The following is a 15,073-nucleotide window of genomic DNA, read 5'->3' as shown; positions in this document are numbered from 1 at the left end:
CTGTTAAATGATTGCATCTTTTTCAGTCGTTCAAAAGATGCAGCAGCTTCCTTTCGGTCCGGCTGCTATTTGATAAACTTGGTACTGTCGATGTTCGTGACAGTCCCGATTTCGTTCATGTCCATCGCCGTAATAATCGTTCTGTTCTGAACGTTTGCGATGAGTCCCATATCTTTGTACAAGAGCAAAGACTCCCGACTTCCTTTTTCTTGAAGCTCAGAGACTGCTTTTGAAATTTGAACATAATCGTCATCCGCAAGATTTAATTTTCTGGCACTCATTCTCTTTTGAGCGTGATTAGAAATTTTCAATTGCGCTTTTTCAAGTTCATTTCCAAAATCTTGCTGATTCCTCTTTTTTTGCGCCTGGATCGTTGCGTGATTTTGATTTTCCAAGCCAACTTGGGAAATGCGCATCATTTATTCACCAACCCCGCTAAGAGAACTCATGTCATAATACTTGCCGTTGACGCTGATCTGAGCAAACCCGTTTTTGAACGAAACGCGTTCGACCTTGCCGGTAAAAGGCTGATTCTTCTCATCAACCATGTCAACCGTTTTGCCGATCAATGAAAATGCCTGTTGCTGTTGTGAAATCATCATTGCCGTCGTAACGGTCTTGTTCAGCTCATTTAAAGTTTCCATCGTTGAAAATTGAGCCATCTGCGAAATGTAGTCAGTCCCGCTTGAACCTGACGATGACGAATCGCCGGAAATCGAAGGATTGCTCATAGCAGTCGAAATAATTTTCAAGAAGTCGTCAATCTTGATCGTCGAGTTGTTGTTCCCGATGTTTTTTAACGTCTGGGAATTAGCCGCACCGGCAACCGCCTTGGAAACGTCGGCCGTTCTCAACGCTTGACTGATGGCCGTATTGTTAACTACTTCTGTCATCTCTTTCTCCTTTCCTATGCCAAAATGCTGATCGTGCTCGTCGGCACTTGTTCTTTTTTGTCCTCGTCTTCCTGCTTTGTCTCAAGAACCGGGGCTTTGCGATAGCCGTTGACCGTTCTCATCTGACGCATGCCGTTTTGATTGAACTGTTGAGATCCGTTTTGATTCGAATTCAGCAGACTGCTCGTATCCTGTTCAAATTGCGGCGCCTTCGTCACGGTTTCAGGCTGATCGGCTTTTTGAAGATTGAAACTTTGCGTTGTGCGCTGCGTCGCGTTGACCTCTGCATTTTTCAAAATCTGCTCAAGCTTGCCTGTAACCGACTGCAGCAGCTGTTTTGCCTGATCGGTTTGAACGTTGAACTTGAGCGAAATGCCCTGCTCGCTGACGTGCATCACGATGCGCACGTTTCCGAGCTTGGCCGGTGTCAGCTGCAACGTGATCGTTTTGAGTCCGCCGTTTGGGGCGACCGACGTCGAAACTTTTTCAACGATCGGCTGAGCGAGTTTTTCAGCTGCTCTCGTTGTCGCAACGTTCATCTTAGCTGAAAATGCAGCCTTCGTATCTGCTGGGGCTGTTTGAATCGCCTGTGCCTGATTGTTGAGCGTTGCAAGCTCGTTCAAATCGACCTTCGCATCGCTTGCTTGAGTCTCAACGTTTTGAACCGTGCCGACCTCTTCGACTTTGACGGTCGATTGAGTCTGTTGCGGCTGATTCGTCGCTTGCTGAACCTGATTTTGACTCGTCTGCTGAGTCTGTGCGACGCTTGTGGTCTGAACCGCTTGCGTTTGCTCCCGAGACGTTTGAACATTGTCTTTTGTTTGAACGTCAACGGTTTGCCCATTCTGTGTCGTTGCAGCGGACGCTTGCTTTTTTTCGTCTGCATTTTCCGACGGCTGCGCTTGAGCTTCGTCAGTTTGAACATCAATCGTGACCGTTTGCTGAATCGTTGCCAACTTTTGATTGGAATCCGATTTCGAAACTTCTGAAACCGTCACTGCATCAGACGGTTGGTTTTCAGTCACTGAAGGCTTCACGTCAGTTTCAGAAATTGCTTTGACTTCTTGTACCTGGACCGGCTGAATCTCAGCCTGAACAGTCGCAGTTTGATCTTTTTCCGTTTGCTTTTCATCAGACTGCTGATCTTTGACCGCAACTTTTTTGTCATCGGCATCTTGCTTGGAATTGTCGGAAACTTTTTTCCCGTCATCTTTTCCGTCATTGTTTTGATCGGCATTTTCTTGATTGACTTTTGCCTGCGTTTTCGACTTGCTCTTGTTGACAAGCTTGCTGAATTCGTTTTTGTCGCTTGCTTTGACTGTTTTTTGCGATGTGATTGAAACGGATTCGACCGTGACTGAACCGACGTTCGGCATTACCTTTTCCATTTTTTCACCTCCCTTCAATTTCATGATTCTTACGCCATTTTATACTTGGGGCGATTGGCCATCTCATCAAGTTGTTTTTGTTCTTCATGATTTGCTTCAAGCTGATAGTCTTCTTTTTGCTTATCGCGCAGCTTTTCCAAGACTTTGCGCTCTTTTTGCGCTTCGACGTATTCGTTCAAAGCTTTTTGATGTTCGGCATGAAGATCTCTCAAACGGCTCTGTGCCGCCATTATTTCATTATCAAGCTCGGCCAGATACCTTCTTTGCACTTGAAGTCTGCCAAGATTGAATTCGCGAACGTCCATCATATCGCGTTTTTCATGACCAAGCTCAACGATTTCCTGTTCGGTCTGATTGATTATCCTTTGAACGTTTGCAAATTTGGCCTTTGCCTGATCTTCCAGCGTCATTCGATACTCCAAAACTCTTTGCAAAGAAAATTGAAATTTCTTCATTTAAAAATGCCCCTCTCCTTTGGCTTGTCAGCCGGACCATTGCCCGCTCGGAACTTCTTCAAACAACCCGTGCAATCTGCTTTCCGTTTCTTCAAAACTCGAATATTCTTCAACGCGCTGCTTCAAAAAATCTTCAATCGGCACGTGCAGCGAGACCGCGTAATCAATCACTGCATTCGACCCTTTCTTGTAGGCCCCAATATCGATCAGATCCTTTGAATCGTTGTAAACGCCCATGTTTTCGCGTAACTCGCCGGCATCTTTCGTATGTTCTTCCGAAACGAGCTCCTTCATCAGACGACTCAGACTGACTTGGACGTCGATTGCCGGATAGTGATTTTGCGAAGCGATTTTTCTTGAAAGAACGATGTGTCCGTCCAAGATACCGCGAACGGCATCGGCAATCGGCTCGTTCATGTCGTCACCTTCGACCAGCACCGTATAAAATGCAGTGATCGAACCTTTCTCAGACATCCCGCTTCGTTCCAAAAGCTTTGGCAATTCAGCAAACACTGACGGCGTATAGCCTTTGGTTGTCGGCGGCTCACCGGTCGAAAGCCCGATTTCGCGCTGTGCCATCGCAAAGCGAGTCACGGAATCCATCATCAACACGACTTTTTTGCCCTGATCCCTGAAATATTCAGCAATTGCAGTTGCCGTATGCGCGCCTTTTAATCTGACAAGCGGCGGCGTATCGGACGTTGCGCAAACCACAACCGATTTGGCGTAGCCTTCTTTTCCCAAATCTTTTTCAATAAATTCCATCACTTCGCGACCACGTTCACCGATCAGTCCGATCACGATCACGTCTGCCTGACAATATCTCGCAATCATCCCAAGCAAAGTACTTTTGCCAACACCCGAGCCGGCAAAGATGCCCATGCGCTGACCTTCGCCAACGGTCAAGAGTCCGTCAATCGTTCTGCCCCCGGTCGGCATGACGTTTGAAATCCGCTTTCTTCTGAAAGGATCCGGTGAATCTTGAATAACGGGATAATCGACCAGCTTGTCGGTATCGATGTCCGAATCGTCAAGTGGTCTGCCCAAGCCGTCAAGCGTGTGACCCAAAAGCTGAGGTCCGACTCTGACCTGCAGAGTCTTGCCTGTCGGTTTGACGACGCACCCTGGTCCGATTCCTTCAAGTTCGTCCAAAGGCATCAAAAGCACCGTTTCTTTAACGAAGCCGACAACCTCTGCCAAAGCGACCTTGTCAGAACCTTTGATGGCCACTTCGCAGATTTCACCGACGAACACGCTGAGTCCTTCAGCCTTAATGACCAATCCGACGACTTCGCTGACTTTGCCATAAGTCGTATAAAATTTGTGATGTTCGGCTTGATATAAGTAATCTTCGGCCGAAAAACTCAAATCAATCATGCTCATTCTGCTCACCCAAACTCTTTAAGAACTTTTCCAAATCTTCTTTGATATCAACCGTGATAAACGACTCGTTTGACTCGATTTTCACCGTGTACGGCTCAAGGCCTTCATCTTCCAACACCGAATAACGCAGATTCGGAACTTCTTTGTGCATTTTGTCCAACCGATCAATCAACGGCTGCTTGTAGCAAGCGTTTGCTCTGACGATAATCATTTCATCAGGTTTTTCCAGTTCAATGAAGACGGGAGCCAAAATGTTGGTAATCGTCGAAGCATCGACATCAAGCTGCTTTTTGATCAGAATCTCCGCTAGCTTGATCGCAAACTTTCGCAAATCTTCTTCTTTTTCTTTGGCGAACTTTTGACAATCTTCATTTGCCTGATTCAAATTGCTTTTTTCCTGCTCGATGACTTTTTGCGCAATCTTCAATCCCGCTTGATAACCATCCTGGTAGCCTGATTGCTGACCGTCGTCATAGCCTTTTTTTTGAGCATCTTCTCTAATTTGTTCAGCCTCTGCATTTGCCTTCGCGATGATCTCTTGTTCCATCTGCTCAAGCTTTTTGCGATGCTCTTCACGTTCTTTGGCAAGTTTTCTTTCCGTCCGACTGATCAGGAGCTGTTCTTCATTTGGCAAATTGTCCTCAGGTTCTTTTTTCTCAACAATCTTCGTGACGATTTCCTTTTCTTCTCCTTTGGTTACGGACGATAATTTGACTATGCTGCCTCTTTTACTTGACCACTGCATCTTGCTCGCCTCTTCCGATGTAAATCTCTCCTGCATCGTCTAAGCGACGGATAACTGCAACGACTTTTTGCTGTGCCTCTTCGACGGACGACAAACGAACCGGTCCCATGTACTCGAGATCTTCTCTGATGTTGTCGGCTGCACGTGTCGACAGGTTCTTGAAAATGAACTCTTTGATATCTTCTGCAGAACCTTTGAGCGCAAGTTCCAAAACGTCGTTAGGCACATCGCGCAAGACCTTTTGCACGTCGCGACCTTCCAACGTGATAATGTCGTCGAACGTGAAGAGGTTGGCCTTGACTTCTGCGCCAAGTTCTGGCTGACGTTTTTCCAAATCGTCGATAATATTCTTTTCCGTGCTGCGACTTGCAGAGTTGAGAATATTGACCAACGCGTTGACGCCGCCGACCTTTTCCGTTTCGGATTCGTCGAAGCTCGTGAACTTGCTTTTCATTACACGTTCGATTGCCTTGATGACCCAAGGCGACGTTGATGAAATCGATCCGATTCGCTCTGCAACTTCTGCTTGAAGCTCTGTCGGAAGCTCCGCCAAAACGCTTGCCGCCTTATCCGGCTGAAGATAGCACATGATCAGCGCGATCGTTTGCGGCTGTTCTTCAAGCAAAAGATTCAGCAGCTGCTTTTCATCAGCCTTGCGCGCGATGTCGAACGGACGCTCGCGCAGCTGAATCTGATTCAAAACATCGATGACTTCTTTTGCTTTTTGCGGTCCCAACGCCTGATTGAGCAAGTTTCTGGCGTATTCAATCCCGCCGTCAAGCACGTATTGACGTGCCTGAGCAGTGTTGACGAATTCGTTCATTACCTCATCGCGTTCTTCGGGAGAAACGTAATCGGTGTTGGCGATTTCGTAACTGACCTGCTGAATCATTGATTCAGGAAGTTGCTTCATGATTTTTGAAGAAGTTTCCGAGCCAAGTGCAATCATTAAGATTGCTGCCCTTTTTATTCCGCTTAATTCTGCCATTTACTCAAAACACCCCAATCTACTGCTTTTTCCCTTTTCCGCCTTCCTTGACCCATGCTGAAATCAAGTCAGCAACGACATCAGGATGCTTCGTAGCGTATTCTTTTGCCCTTTGTTCGGTTGAAACGGCGATTTTACGCTTGGTTTCTGTTTCTTTTCTTTGACGTTCCTGTTCTGCCAAAATTTCCGGATCGAGTTCCTCAGCGCCTTCTTTTGCCTCCTCCTCTTCTTCTCCTTCATCGGTTACGTCAACGTCATAATCATCATCATAGTATTCTTCTTCCTCTTCAGCCAAACGACGGCGGCGACGGATTACGAGGAAAATGATCGTTCCAAGCGTAAGAACGCCTGCTGCAATCAATGCTCCAATCAATACCCAGTTCGTCTTCTTGGCCGGTTTCTTGGCAACCGTCTTCTTCGTCGACTTCGCTCTTGCAAAGTTGACTGCCTGAACGGAAACGGTATCACCGCGCTGCTTGTCGTACCCGAGAGCTCCTTGAATCAGCTTGCGGATGTTTTTGGAATCTCCTGCCGAAAGGTCCCCGTTGATGACGACTGAGCTCGTCATACGGTTGATCGATCCCGGTGCATTGATGATCTTCGTCGTCTCAGTATTCAGCTCGTTGTTGACCGTTCTGTTGTACGAAGCATTGTCATTGTTGGCATCGCCAGTAACGTTATCAACGTTGTCGTTTACCTGACCGGTTTGTGCCTGCTTGATTTCGGCCTGCTTGCCGCTTGCCTGAACGTTTTCGCTTCTGATCTGAGGATTGCTGTAATTCGTAATCTTCTTTTCCACTGCGTCAAAATTCAGATCAACGTTTACGGAGGCCTTGACTTTGCCCTTGCCGACAACCGGTTCGATCAAGCCCGTAATCTTCTTTTCCATCTGTTTTTCATACTGACTCTTGAGTTTCATGTACTTGCTTGTCGCGCTGGAACTGTCGGAATCATCGTCTTCTTCATTTTTATTCAAAATTTTTCCGGTCTGATCGACGACTTTGACGTTCTTTTTGTCAAGTCCCTGAACCGCACCGGTCGTCAAAGCAACGATTCCCTGAACCGCATCCTTCGAAATCGAAGTCCCCTTAAGCGTTAATACGATTGATGCCTTGGCTTTTTTTGAAGTCGAATTGTCAAACACGTTGTCTGATTTTGGAATCGTCAAATTGACTTTTGCCTTGTCAACGTCATCCAAAGCAGCAATCGATTTTTCCAATTCTCCTGTCAAAGCCCTTTGATACATGATTTTGCGATCTTCATCAGTCGTCATCATGTTCGCCGAGTCAAACAGCTCAAACCCTTTTGAACTGCTTGGAAGCTTGTTGTCGACGGCCAGATTGATTCGATACTGATCGACCTTCGTCTTGTCGACCATGATCGTTTTGCCGTCGTCTGCCAGCTTATATTTGATGTTTTGCGAATCAAGATCCTGAGAAATCGTCCCAGCGTCTGCTTCGCTCAAATTTGAAAACAGCACGCTGTATTCAACGCGCGTGTTCATGTAGTAAACCGTGCCGATTATCGCAAAAAGGCTGATGATTCCAAGAACGATGGCAATCTTGACAAGGCGGCTTAATTCACTCCATTTTGCCTTCAAGGCTTCTAAAGCGTCCTTTACTTTATCCACTTGATTTTAACCCCCTGCTACTAACTAAAACTGCATGTTCTTGATATCGTTGTATGCTTCAATCACCTTGTTGCGCACCTGGACTGCGGTTTCCAATGATAATTGAGCTTCCGTCATGTTGATCATGACTTTTCCCAAATCGCTTTCGGTTCCGGAAATCATTCCGTTCGTTCCCTGATCCAGGGTGTTCATGTTGCTGTTCAAGCCTGCAATGGCTTTTTCAAGAACCGATCCAAAAGACTTTGCATCAGTTTTTGATATTTGATTTTGTCCATCAGACAATCCGGTAATCTTGGACAACTGATTCTGATAGTTCCCTAATCCTGAAATTGAATTCATAGCTTATCTCCTAAATTAGTCCTTTGAAATCTCAAGTGCTTTCTTCAAAATGTTCTTGTTTGCTTCAGTTGACGAAACGTTTGCTTCATAAGTACGCATCGCTTGAATCATGTCGACCATTTCATCAGCCATGTTGACGTTTGGCATTTCAACGTATCCGTTTGCGTCAGCATCTGGATTCGTCGGATCATACGTCAATTTGGTCGTATTGTCTTCAGCAATGTTCGTTACCTTGACGCCTGCACTTGTAATCTTGTTCGTTCCTTGAGCCTGGCGAAGATTTTCGGAAAACTCAACCTTTTTTTTCTTATAGGGACCGCCCTCGGCCGTTCTTGTCGTATTAACGTTTGCAATGTTTGTTGATGCCACGTCAAGTTTCATTCTTTCAAGCGAAAGTCCGCTTGCGTTGATCTGAAGTCCGTTAAAAATACTCATAATCTACTCCCCTCAGTGATTAATTACATAATTCATCATTTTATATCGTCCGTTCAGTTGAGAAGTAATCGCACTGTAATACAAACCGTTTTGTGCTTGATTTACCATTTCGGTATCAACGTCAACGTTATTTCCGTTCTTTTGAAATCCAGTATTGCGAGATGTGATGTAAGGACCGCTCGTTCCACCGATTTGCATGTGATTCTTATGAGTTTCCGTCAGATTCAGATTGCCCATCGCTTGACTCAGCTGACTTTCGAAAACGACGCGTTTTGCCTTGTAATTTGGCGTATTGACATTTGCGATATTGTTTGAAATAAGCTCTGAACGCGTTTGCGATACGTCCATTGCCGTTTTTAACAAGTTGTATGTATCCATTTTCTATCCCCTCCTCAATCAGAATACGAAAAAAGCCAAGCAATTGCCTAACGTTGACTGCATCCAGCTTATTCAATTGCAACTAACTGCTTAAACTGACTATTTTCTTACTTTATAGTTAAATTATGACATAGCGATTATAAATTCATTCGTCTATTGCTTGAAATATTACCTAAAATAATTATATTTAAAATTATTTTTTTGTTAATTTAGTGAATTTTGTTCGATTTTTAAAAACAATAATTTCAAAAAAAATCCACACATTTATTATATCGAGACCGATCGCAGCATTTTCATCTCTTTTCGGTTCAATTTAGTTGTGTTGCAAACGTTTCAATATAGGCTTTCTTCACTGTATTTTGCCATAAGCTGCATTTCTCGTTTCTTTCATATTTTTAATGATACGAATAGTTTTTGTTATGCTTGTCCAACAATATTCAAATGAATTGATATTCACTCATCTCAAAAAAACGATTGCTTCAAAAAGCGGCTGGAAAAAACTCTGTCGCAAATTGAAAAAACGGATCAGTTTTGCATACATGACGCTTGCTATGGTGGAAATAACCCGAAATAGCTTGGTACGCTGATTTATCAGGCCCCGCATTTGGCAAAATTACGGACACATCGATGAAAATGAGTTTTCTGTCCGTAAATGTCCTGCTCCAAAAAAGGCGATTACGGACAAAATGGTCAAAAATGGCCGTTTGTCCGTAAATTTGAATGAGATCTTTGATAGATTGGTTGAGCAGCACTGCACTTAAAAAAGCCGGACAAAAGCAATCGCAAATCGACCGCCTTCGTTCGGCATTTCGTTTGATTAACTGTTTATTTTTCGAATTATAATCTCAACGCGACGGTTTTGCGCCTTGCCCTCGTCAGTATCGTTTGAGGCTTTGGGCTTATTTTCGGCATAAGCCTGAACGGAAACGTTGCTTTCGCTGATGGCGCCTTTTGAGACGAAGTAGCGCATCACGGTTACGGCACGAGCGGAACTTAATTCCCAGTTTGATGCGTACTTGCTTCGTTTTGAAACCGGAACGTTGTCGGTATAGCCGGCAACGATGACGGGATTGCTGCTGACCTGCTTAAGATCCGGAACAAGCTTGTCCAACATTTGCTTGACCGCATCGGAAAGATCTGCCGAACCCGAATTGAACAAAATGCTTGAATCAAGATTCAAGTGCACGCCGTCGCTCTCATAGCTGACGGTCGTATTGCCGGCACGTCCGGTATTTTGGATGTCTTGCTTAAGTTTTTCAGCAACTTCTTTTAACTGCTGCCGTTCTTGAACACGCGCCTGCTGTTTGCTGAGACTGTTTTGAACGCGCTGCTCGCTTGCCGCGGCCTGATTTTTGGTCGAGGCGGATGATGCGCCCTTGCCCTTCGCGGCTGTTTCACCCATGTCAATCACGTTGTCAACGGCTGAATCGTTCTTGATCGGGTTAAGCGACATGACTTGACTGAATTCGTTTTTCAAAGCATTGAATTTGTTCGAATCAACGTTGGACATGGCAGAAACAACGATGAACAGACCCAGCAGCAAGGTCAGCATGTCCGAATACGGCAGAAGCCAAGCTTCACTGGCCTCTTCTTCTTTTCGTTCTTTCTTTCTTCTAGCCACGTGCTCCCCTCCTATTCTTCAGAAACTTTGCGCTTTTCTGGCGGAATTTGAGCGTAAAGCTTTTGTTCGATAACTTTTGCGGAATGTCCCGCCTGAATGTCCATGACGCCTTCGATAATCAGCGTCTTAAGCAAAACTTCTTCTTCGTTTTTGGCTTCCAAACGCGTTGCGAACGGAATCATGACCAAATAACCCATGAAGATACCAAAGATCGTCGCAACAAAGGCCGAAGCAATCATCGGTCCTAATTTGTTGATGTCGGAAAGATTGCCCAGGGCACCGATCAGACCGATTGCGGCACCCATAACGCCCAATGTCGGCGACGTTGCACCGGCTGTTTTGAACAAGCCCGACATGCGGTGATGTCTCGTTTCCATCGCATCAACTTCTGATTCCATCAAATCTCTGATCTGTTCTGCCTCGGCCCCGTCAACGACGAGCTCCAGACCTTGTTTCATAAAAGGATCGTCAAGTTCGTTAACAGGTGCTTCAAGAGCAAGCAGTCCTTCGCGACGAGCAATGTTTGAAAGTTCGACCATTTTCTCGATTGTCCCGTTCAAATCAGGCTCTTCATTTGACATCAACACTTTCATGACCTTCGGAAGTCGCTTGATGTCCGCCATCGTATAAGAAGACAAAACAGCAGCAATCATACCGCCAAAGATGATTACGGCAACTTCACCGTTCAAAAGCATCGCTATGCTGGCACCCTTCAAAATCAGGGCCATCACGATACAGATTGCTCCAAGAACAAGCCCTATTATCAAAAATATATCCATTTCGTTCCCTCCGTAACTAACTGCTATATATGTACACATCTGTTATATCGGTAAAATATGTTTAAAATTAAGCCGTCCGATTAAGATGTATAGTTGACCTTTTTGAGAGTAATTCTTGAATATTTATGAAAATGCGAGGGACAGCACTACATTTGACAATGATTTGAAGATGTGGCCGGTTAGTTCGGAAAGTGCAGAGCGCTCGTTGGTGAAAGCAGGACAAAACATCCAATAGTCTACCGCCGCCTCCGAATTCGGACCGCACGGATCCGAAAGTAGACAAAAAACTGGGTGAATGCCTCTTTTTTGTCTACCTGCCCCTCAAAATCCGGATCGCACGGATCCAGAAGCAAAACAAAATCTCCAAAATTTGGAAAAATGTTCTACCGCAAAGGCAAAACTCAAACCACGCTGGAAAAAAGCTCCAACATCCCGGCGAACGCTGCTAAGTCGTAGCCATCAATTGACGCGGCAGCACGCACGATCTGCATTTGACAAAAAAGAGGATCTTCCCCCTCATCTCTTCCGGGAAAAATCCTCATGCTAAATATTACTTGAAAAGTTTCGAATGCTTGGCCAGCTCATCAGCCGTATCGCTCAGTTCGCTAATTGCGACTGCAAGTTCTGACATCGAAGCCGAAACTTCTTCCGCATTTGCGGAAACTTGTTCCGTTCCTGCAGCATTTTCTTCAGACGAAGCTGAAATTTTGTCGAGGCTTTCGCTTACCTTGGTTTCGATTTCGTTTAACGAATCATTGCTGTGCTTGATTCGCTCAGATGTTGAAATAAGCTGCTCGGTATTCTTGTAAACGGCCTCCGTCGACTTGATTGCAGAATCAATCAGTTGCGTCTGGCGCTTGCCGACTTCTTTTGAAATTTCGACTTCATCCGACAAGCGATCCGACTTCTGTTTGATTTCTTCAATGATACCGACAATCTGATTGGTCGACTCCTTGCTTCTGACCGCAAGCTTTCTGATTTCCTGTGCAACGACCGCAAATCCCTTGCCGGAATCACCGGCACTTTCCGCTTCAATGGATGCGTTCAAAGCCAACAGGTTGATCTGGCGCGAAACTTCATTGATTACGCCGATAACCTGCGTGATGTTTTGAATGCTGTCACTCAAATTCTGCATCTCGTTAACGAGGCGTTCCGTTTGTTCTTGCGAGCTGTCCCAGTTGGTGCTTACTTCGGTCATCGTTGCCATGTTTTGCTGATTCAAAGAAGCCGTCTGTGTCGAAACGTTGTCCAACACGTCGACGTCCTTTGCAAGCTCATTGGCAATTCTTGAAAGTTCTTTCATCTGCTCATCGCCATGAACGGTTTCCCGCGCCTGGTTCTCGGTGACGCTTGCCACGTCAGTGATTGTTTGCGACACTTCGTCAACTGCGCTTGCCGTCTGTTCAGAAGTTTCGCGCAGTTTCTCGGCATTTTTAGCCGTCTTGACGGCACTTGATTTCACGCTTTCGGTCAATGCAGAGATTGCATCGATCATTTCGTTGTAAGCAAGCGACATCTCATTTAATTCGCTGCGATCTTTTCTTGGCTCAACTGCCATTTTGGCAACCCTGGCCTGAAGACCGTTTCCAAAATCATCCGTGTTAATACGTTCCAAATAACCGTCCTTGCCGCTATTGAATGCTTCCGTAAAACCGCCGAGCATGATTTTGACTGCCTCGATCACAAACATCGATGCAAGCACAACCAACACGACCATCACGATCGAAACAATCAAAGATGTCGTGGCAAGCTTGCCCAATTCTGCGCTGAGGTCGTTTTGAGGAACAAACGCAAAGGCCCATGCCTGACTGTTTGCACCGCCCTTGTTGTAGTAGATTTCGGAAACTCCCTTGATTCCTGAAACCTTCAAAGTCCCTTTCGTTCCCTTTGCTGCCTTGATTTTCTTGTACACATCGCTTGATGAAATATCCTGGCCCTTCTTGTACATTTCTTTCGTATCGCAAGACTTGGTTCCCATTACGGCCCCTTGCTTTGAAATCATGGCAATCGTCCCTTTTTTACCAACGTTCAAAGGCCCGATGGCAGCTTCGACCTCGTCATATTCGACACGCAATGCCAAAACACCGCGCTGATTGCCGCTGTTTTCAACTGCGCCTGACACGATCGAATAATACTGTCCGGTTGATTCGTCATATTCCGGTTTCGTCCAGTAGACGTTGGACGTGTCGCTCATGGCACCTCGATACCAATCCTGAGTTCTAGGATCGATTTTTTCCGACAAGCTGTTCAATGCGTAAAGCTTTCCGCTTTGCGTTCCGAAATAGACGTTAGAATAAACGTCGTCTCCGGAAAATGAAGTCTTCATCGTATCAAGTATCTTATTTCCCGTGAATTTTCCCTGCGTAAATCCAGAGAGCGAAGTTCCGGCATTGACCTTTGCTTCAGCATCGGATGCGATGTCTGACAACGTTTTTTCCATCACTTGAGCAGCCGTTTCTTTGGAAAGCCGGTTGCGCTCATTCAACAGATGCTTAGTCTGAATATATGATGACGAAAACATCACAACGATCGACAACAATGCTGCGATAATCATAAATAACCCCACAAATCGTCCTAATGATTTGCGATGCTCCTTTTTCTTGCTGCTTTCGACTTTGCCCTTTTTTTTAAACAATGTATGTATGTTTTTTTTCAATTCTCATTCCTCCGCAAGATGCATATATTCTTAACAATCGGATGTTTTACCTAGTTTTAAACAGATAAATAGTATAATTTTCCAAAACATCTTAAAACATCATAAAAATATGATATAATGTTAACTATATGGGGTACAATTTATCAGCTTTACTGTATTTCATTCGGATTTAATCAAAGTTATGAGAAGGATTTTTTGCCATGACCAACAGAGTTACGATCAGGGACGTCGCACGTTACGCTGACGTTTCAATGTCAACCGTTTCGCAGATTTTAAACGGAAAAGCCAACCGTTTTTCGAACGATACGCGCCAAAAAGTACTTTATGCGCGTGATGCTTTGGGCTACGTTCCTGACTTCAATGCGCGAAATTTGATTACTAATTCGGTCAAAACCATCGGCGTGATCGTTCCTGACATTGGCAATCCGTTCTTCAGCACGTTCATCAAAAGCATCGAGTTTTTGGCAATGGAACAAAACTGCATCTCGCTGATTCTGAGCTCAAACGACAATCAGGAACTCGAGCGCAAGCACCTTGAACAACTGATCAATCGCTCAATCGACGGCATCATCATTGCCAGTCCTTCGATTGGACAGACCGAAATTGACAATCAGCTGAAGAAAAACCGCATTCCATATCTTCTGATCGATCAAAATCCGATTGCAGACGGCGATCGCGTCATGACGGACGATTTTAACGGTGCCGAGCTTGCCGTCAATCATCTCGCTCAATTGGGTCATCGCAAAATTGCCATGATTATGGCAAAGAAGCCTTCGGACAACCTCAAGCGAAGGTTTTTAGGGTACAAGCAGGCACTTAATTCAAACGGGCTTGAGTTTGACGAAAAGCTCGTCATTTCGACCGAGATGAGCAAAATCGGCGGGATGAACGCTGCAAACAAGCTGATCAAAACTGATGCCACCGCCGTTTTGACGGTCAACGACGAGGTAGCCATCGGACTTTATCACGGGTTGAATCTTTTAGGCAAAAGCGTTCCGGACGACTACTCGGTCGTCGGCTACGACAACATTGACCTTGACGAATATCTTGCACCGCCTTTGACTTCGATTTCTCAGCCGATTCATGAGCTTGGCGCAACTGTTTTTAAAAAACTCATCGAACGCATCAAGAACCCTGATCTGCCGCAAACCGAGATCATGCTTCCGGTCAAACTGGTTAAGCGCAACAGCACAAAAAAATTATCTTAGAATTTTTAAAAATGCAGAGCACGAGGCAACGACTTGCTTGAAAAATCCGCGCTTTTTTTTGCGCGGATTTTTTCGTCTCATTTTTTGGAAAATTCAGCTAAAGCAAGATGAACGTGCAGCGTGTTGGGGCTTTTTACGGGCAATTCCCTGGTTTCGTCATTTTGCCCGTAACCGC

At 45.2% G+C, this 15,073-nt stretch carries 15 protein-coding genes; 1 reads left to right on the top strand and 14 read right to left on the bottom strand.

What is annotated here, in order from left to right:
• Window positions 1-65: 65 nt before the first annotated feature.
• From BMZ95_RS03940 to BMZ95_RS03875, 14 genes are all read right to left on the bottom strand, one after another.
• Window positions 66-419, bottom strand: coding sequence for a flagellar protein (locus BMZ95_RS03940; RefSeq protein ID WP_041820101.1), 354 nt, complete (start codon window positions 417-419; stop codon window positions 66-68).
• Window positions 420-893, bottom strand: coding sequence for a flagellar hook capping FlgD N-terminal domain-containing protein (locus BMZ95_RS03935; protein WP_014073995.1), 474 nt, complete (start codon window positions 891-893; stop codon window positions 420-422).
• Window positions 894-907: 14 nt separating this feature from the next.
• Complete coding sequence (locus tag BMZ95_RS03930) at window positions 908-2,281, bottom strand: flagellar hook-length control protein FliK (RefSeq protein WP_225354884.1); 1,374 nt, start codon at window positions 2,279-2,281, stop codon at window positions 908-910.
• A 29-nt stretch (window positions 2,282-2,310) separates the two neighbouring features.
• Complete coding sequence (gene fliJ, locus BMZ95_RS03925) at window positions 2,311-2,736, bottom strand: flagellar export protein FliJ (protein WP_014073997.1); 426 nt, start codon at window positions 2,734-2,736, stop codon at window positions 2,311-2,313.
• Window positions 2,737-2,763: 27 nt separating this feature from the next.
• Window positions 2,764-4,119, bottom strand: a complete 1,356-nt coding sequence (gene fliI / locus BMZ95_RS03920; RefSeq protein ID WP_056990402.1) for a flagellar protein export ATPase FliI — start codon at window positions 4,117-4,119, stop codon at window positions 2,764-2,766.
• A complete protein-coding gene (locus tag BMZ95_RS03915) occupies window positions 4,106-4,864 on the bottom strand; it encodes a FliH/SctL family protein (protein ID WP_014073999.1) in 759 nt (252 codons plus the stop codon). The genes fliI and BMZ95_RS03915 overlap by 14 nt, the downstream gene beginning before the upstream one ends.
• On the bottom strand, window positions 4,848-5,852 hold the full coding sequence (fliG, locus tag BMZ95_RS03910) for a flagellar motor switch protein FliG (protein ID WP_014074000.1): 1,005 nt from the start codon (window positions 5,850-5,852) through the stop codon (window positions 4,848-4,850). Before fliG ends, BMZ95_RS03915 begins: the two co-directional genes overlap by 17 nt.
• A 19-nt stretch (window positions 5,853-5,871) precedes the next feature.
• Window positions 5,872-7,482: a flagellar basal-body MS-ring/collar protein FliF gene (gene fliF / locus BMZ95_RS03905; RefSeq protein WP_014074001.1), complete on the bottom strand. Its 1,611-nt coding sequence runs from the start codon at window positions 7,480-7,482 to the stop codon at window positions 5,872-5,874.
• Window positions 7,483-7,506: 24 nt separating this feature from the next.
• Window positions 7,507-7,821 carry a flagellar hook-basal body complex protein FliE gene (fliE, locus tag BMZ95_RS03900; protein ID WP_014074002.1) on the bottom strand — a complete coding sequence of 105 codons (315 nt, stop codon included), beginning with the start codon at window positions 7,819-7,821 and terminating at the stop codon, window positions 7,507-7,509.
• 15 nt (window positions 7,822-7,836) lie between these two features.
• Window positions 7,837-8,256 (bottom strand): flagellar basal body rod protein FlgC, encoded by a 420-nt coding sequence (gene flgC, locus BMZ95_RS03895; RefSeq protein ID WP_014074003.1) that lies wholly within the window; start codon window positions 8,254-8,256, stop codon window positions 7,837-7,839.
• A 12-nt stretch (window positions 8,257-8,268) separates the two neighbouring features.
• Complete coding sequence (flgB, locus tag BMZ95_RS03890; RefSeq protein ID WP_014074004.1) at window positions 8,269-8,634, bottom strand: flagellar basal body rod protein FlgB; 366 nt, start codon at window positions 8,632-8,634, stop codon at window positions 8,269-8,271.
• A gap of 817 nt (window positions 8,635-9,451) precedes the next feature.
• Window positions 9,452-10,255, bottom strand: a complete 804-nt coding sequence (locus BMZ95_RS03885; RefSeq protein WP_046922506.1) for an OmpA/MotB family protein — start codon at window positions 10,253-10,255, stop codon at window positions 9,452-9,454.
• A gap of 11 nt (window positions 10,256-10,266) precedes the next feature.
• The gene (locus BMZ95_RS03880; protein ID WP_014074007.1) at window positions 10,267-11,034 is read right to left on the bottom strand and encodes a MotA/TolQ/ExbB proton channel family protein; all 768 of its coding nucleotides are present in this window, start codon (window positions 11,032-11,034) and stop codon (window positions 10,267-10,269) included.
• Window positions 11,035-11,584: 550 nt separating this feature from the next.
• Entirely contained in the window at window positions 11,585-13,690 is a 2,106-nt protein-coding gene (locus BMZ95_RS03875; RefSeq protein ID WP_041820103.1) for a methyl-accepting chemotaxis protein, read from the bottom strand.
• A 200-nt stretch (window positions 13,691-13,890) separates the two neighbouring features.
• On the opposite strand from BMZ95_RS03875, the gene rbsR reads away from it, so the two are divergent.
• Window positions 13,891-14,898, top strand: a complete 1,008-nt coding sequence (rbsR, locus tag BMZ95_RS03870) for a ribose utilization transcriptional repressor RbsR (RefSeq protein WP_014074009.1) — start codon at window positions 13,891-13,893, stop codon at window positions 14,896-14,898.
• Window positions 14,899-15,073: the final 175 nt, after the last annotated feature.

Origin of the sequence: Ligilactobacillus ruminis DSM 20403 = NBRC 102161 (assembly GCF_900113455.1) — a bacterium.
Taxonomy (GTDB): domain Bacteria; phylum Bacillota; class Bacilli; order Lactobacillales; family Lactobacillaceae; genus Ligilactobacillus; species Ligilactobacillus ruminis.
Note: the sequence above shows the minus strand (reverse complement) of the source record. Positions and strands in the feature narration are given on the sequence as shown.

Bases quoted from the DNA above. Each gene is read 5' to 3' on its own strand.
- flgB (WP_014074004.1), bottom strand. From the start codon at position 8,634: ATGGATACATACAACTTGTTAAAAACGGCAATGGACGTATCGCAAACG.
- BMZ95_RS03915 (WP_014073999.1), bottom strand. From the start codon at position 4,864: ATGCAGTGGTCAAGTAAAAGAGGCAGCATAGTCAAATTATCGTCCGTA.
- fliE (WP_014074002.1), bottom strand. From the start codon at position 7,821: ATGAATTCAATTTCAGGATTAGGGAACTATCAGAATCAGTTGTCCAAG.
- BMZ95_RS03930 (WP_225354884.1), bottom strand. From the start codon at position 2,281: ATGGAAAAGGTAATGCCGAACGTCGGTTCAGTCACGGTCGAATCCGTT.
- fliI (WP_056990402.1), bottom strand. From the start codon at position 4,119: ATGAGCATGATTGATTTGAGTTTTTCGGCCGAAGATTACTTATATCAA.
- rbsR (WP_014074009.1), top strand. From the start codon at position 13,891: ATGACCAACAGAGTTACGATCAGGGACGTCGCACGTTACGCTGACGTT.
- fliG (WP_014074000.1), bottom strand. From the start codon at position 5,852: ATGGCAGAATTAAGCGGAATAAAAAGGGCAGCAATCTTAATGATTGCA.
- fliJ (WP_014073997.1), bottom strand. From the start codon at position 2,736: ATGAAGAAATTTCAATTTTCTTTGCAAAGAGTTTTGGAGTATCGAATG.
- BMZ95_RS03935 (WP_014073995.1), bottom strand. From the start codon at position 893: ATGACAGAAGTAGTTAACAATACGGCCATCAGTCAAGCGTTGAGAACG.
- BMZ95_RS03880 (WP_014074007.1), bottom strand. From the start codon at position 11,034: ATGGATATATTTTTGATAATAGGGCTTGTTCTTGGAGCAATCTGTATC.
- BMZ95_RS03940 (WP_041820101.1), bottom strand. From the start codon at position 419: ATGATGCGCATTTCCCAAGTTGGCTTGGAAAATCAAAATCACGCAACG.
- flgC (WP_014074003.1), bottom strand. From the start codon at position 8,256: ATGAGTATTTTTAACGGACTTCAGATCAACGCAAGCGGACTTTCGCTT.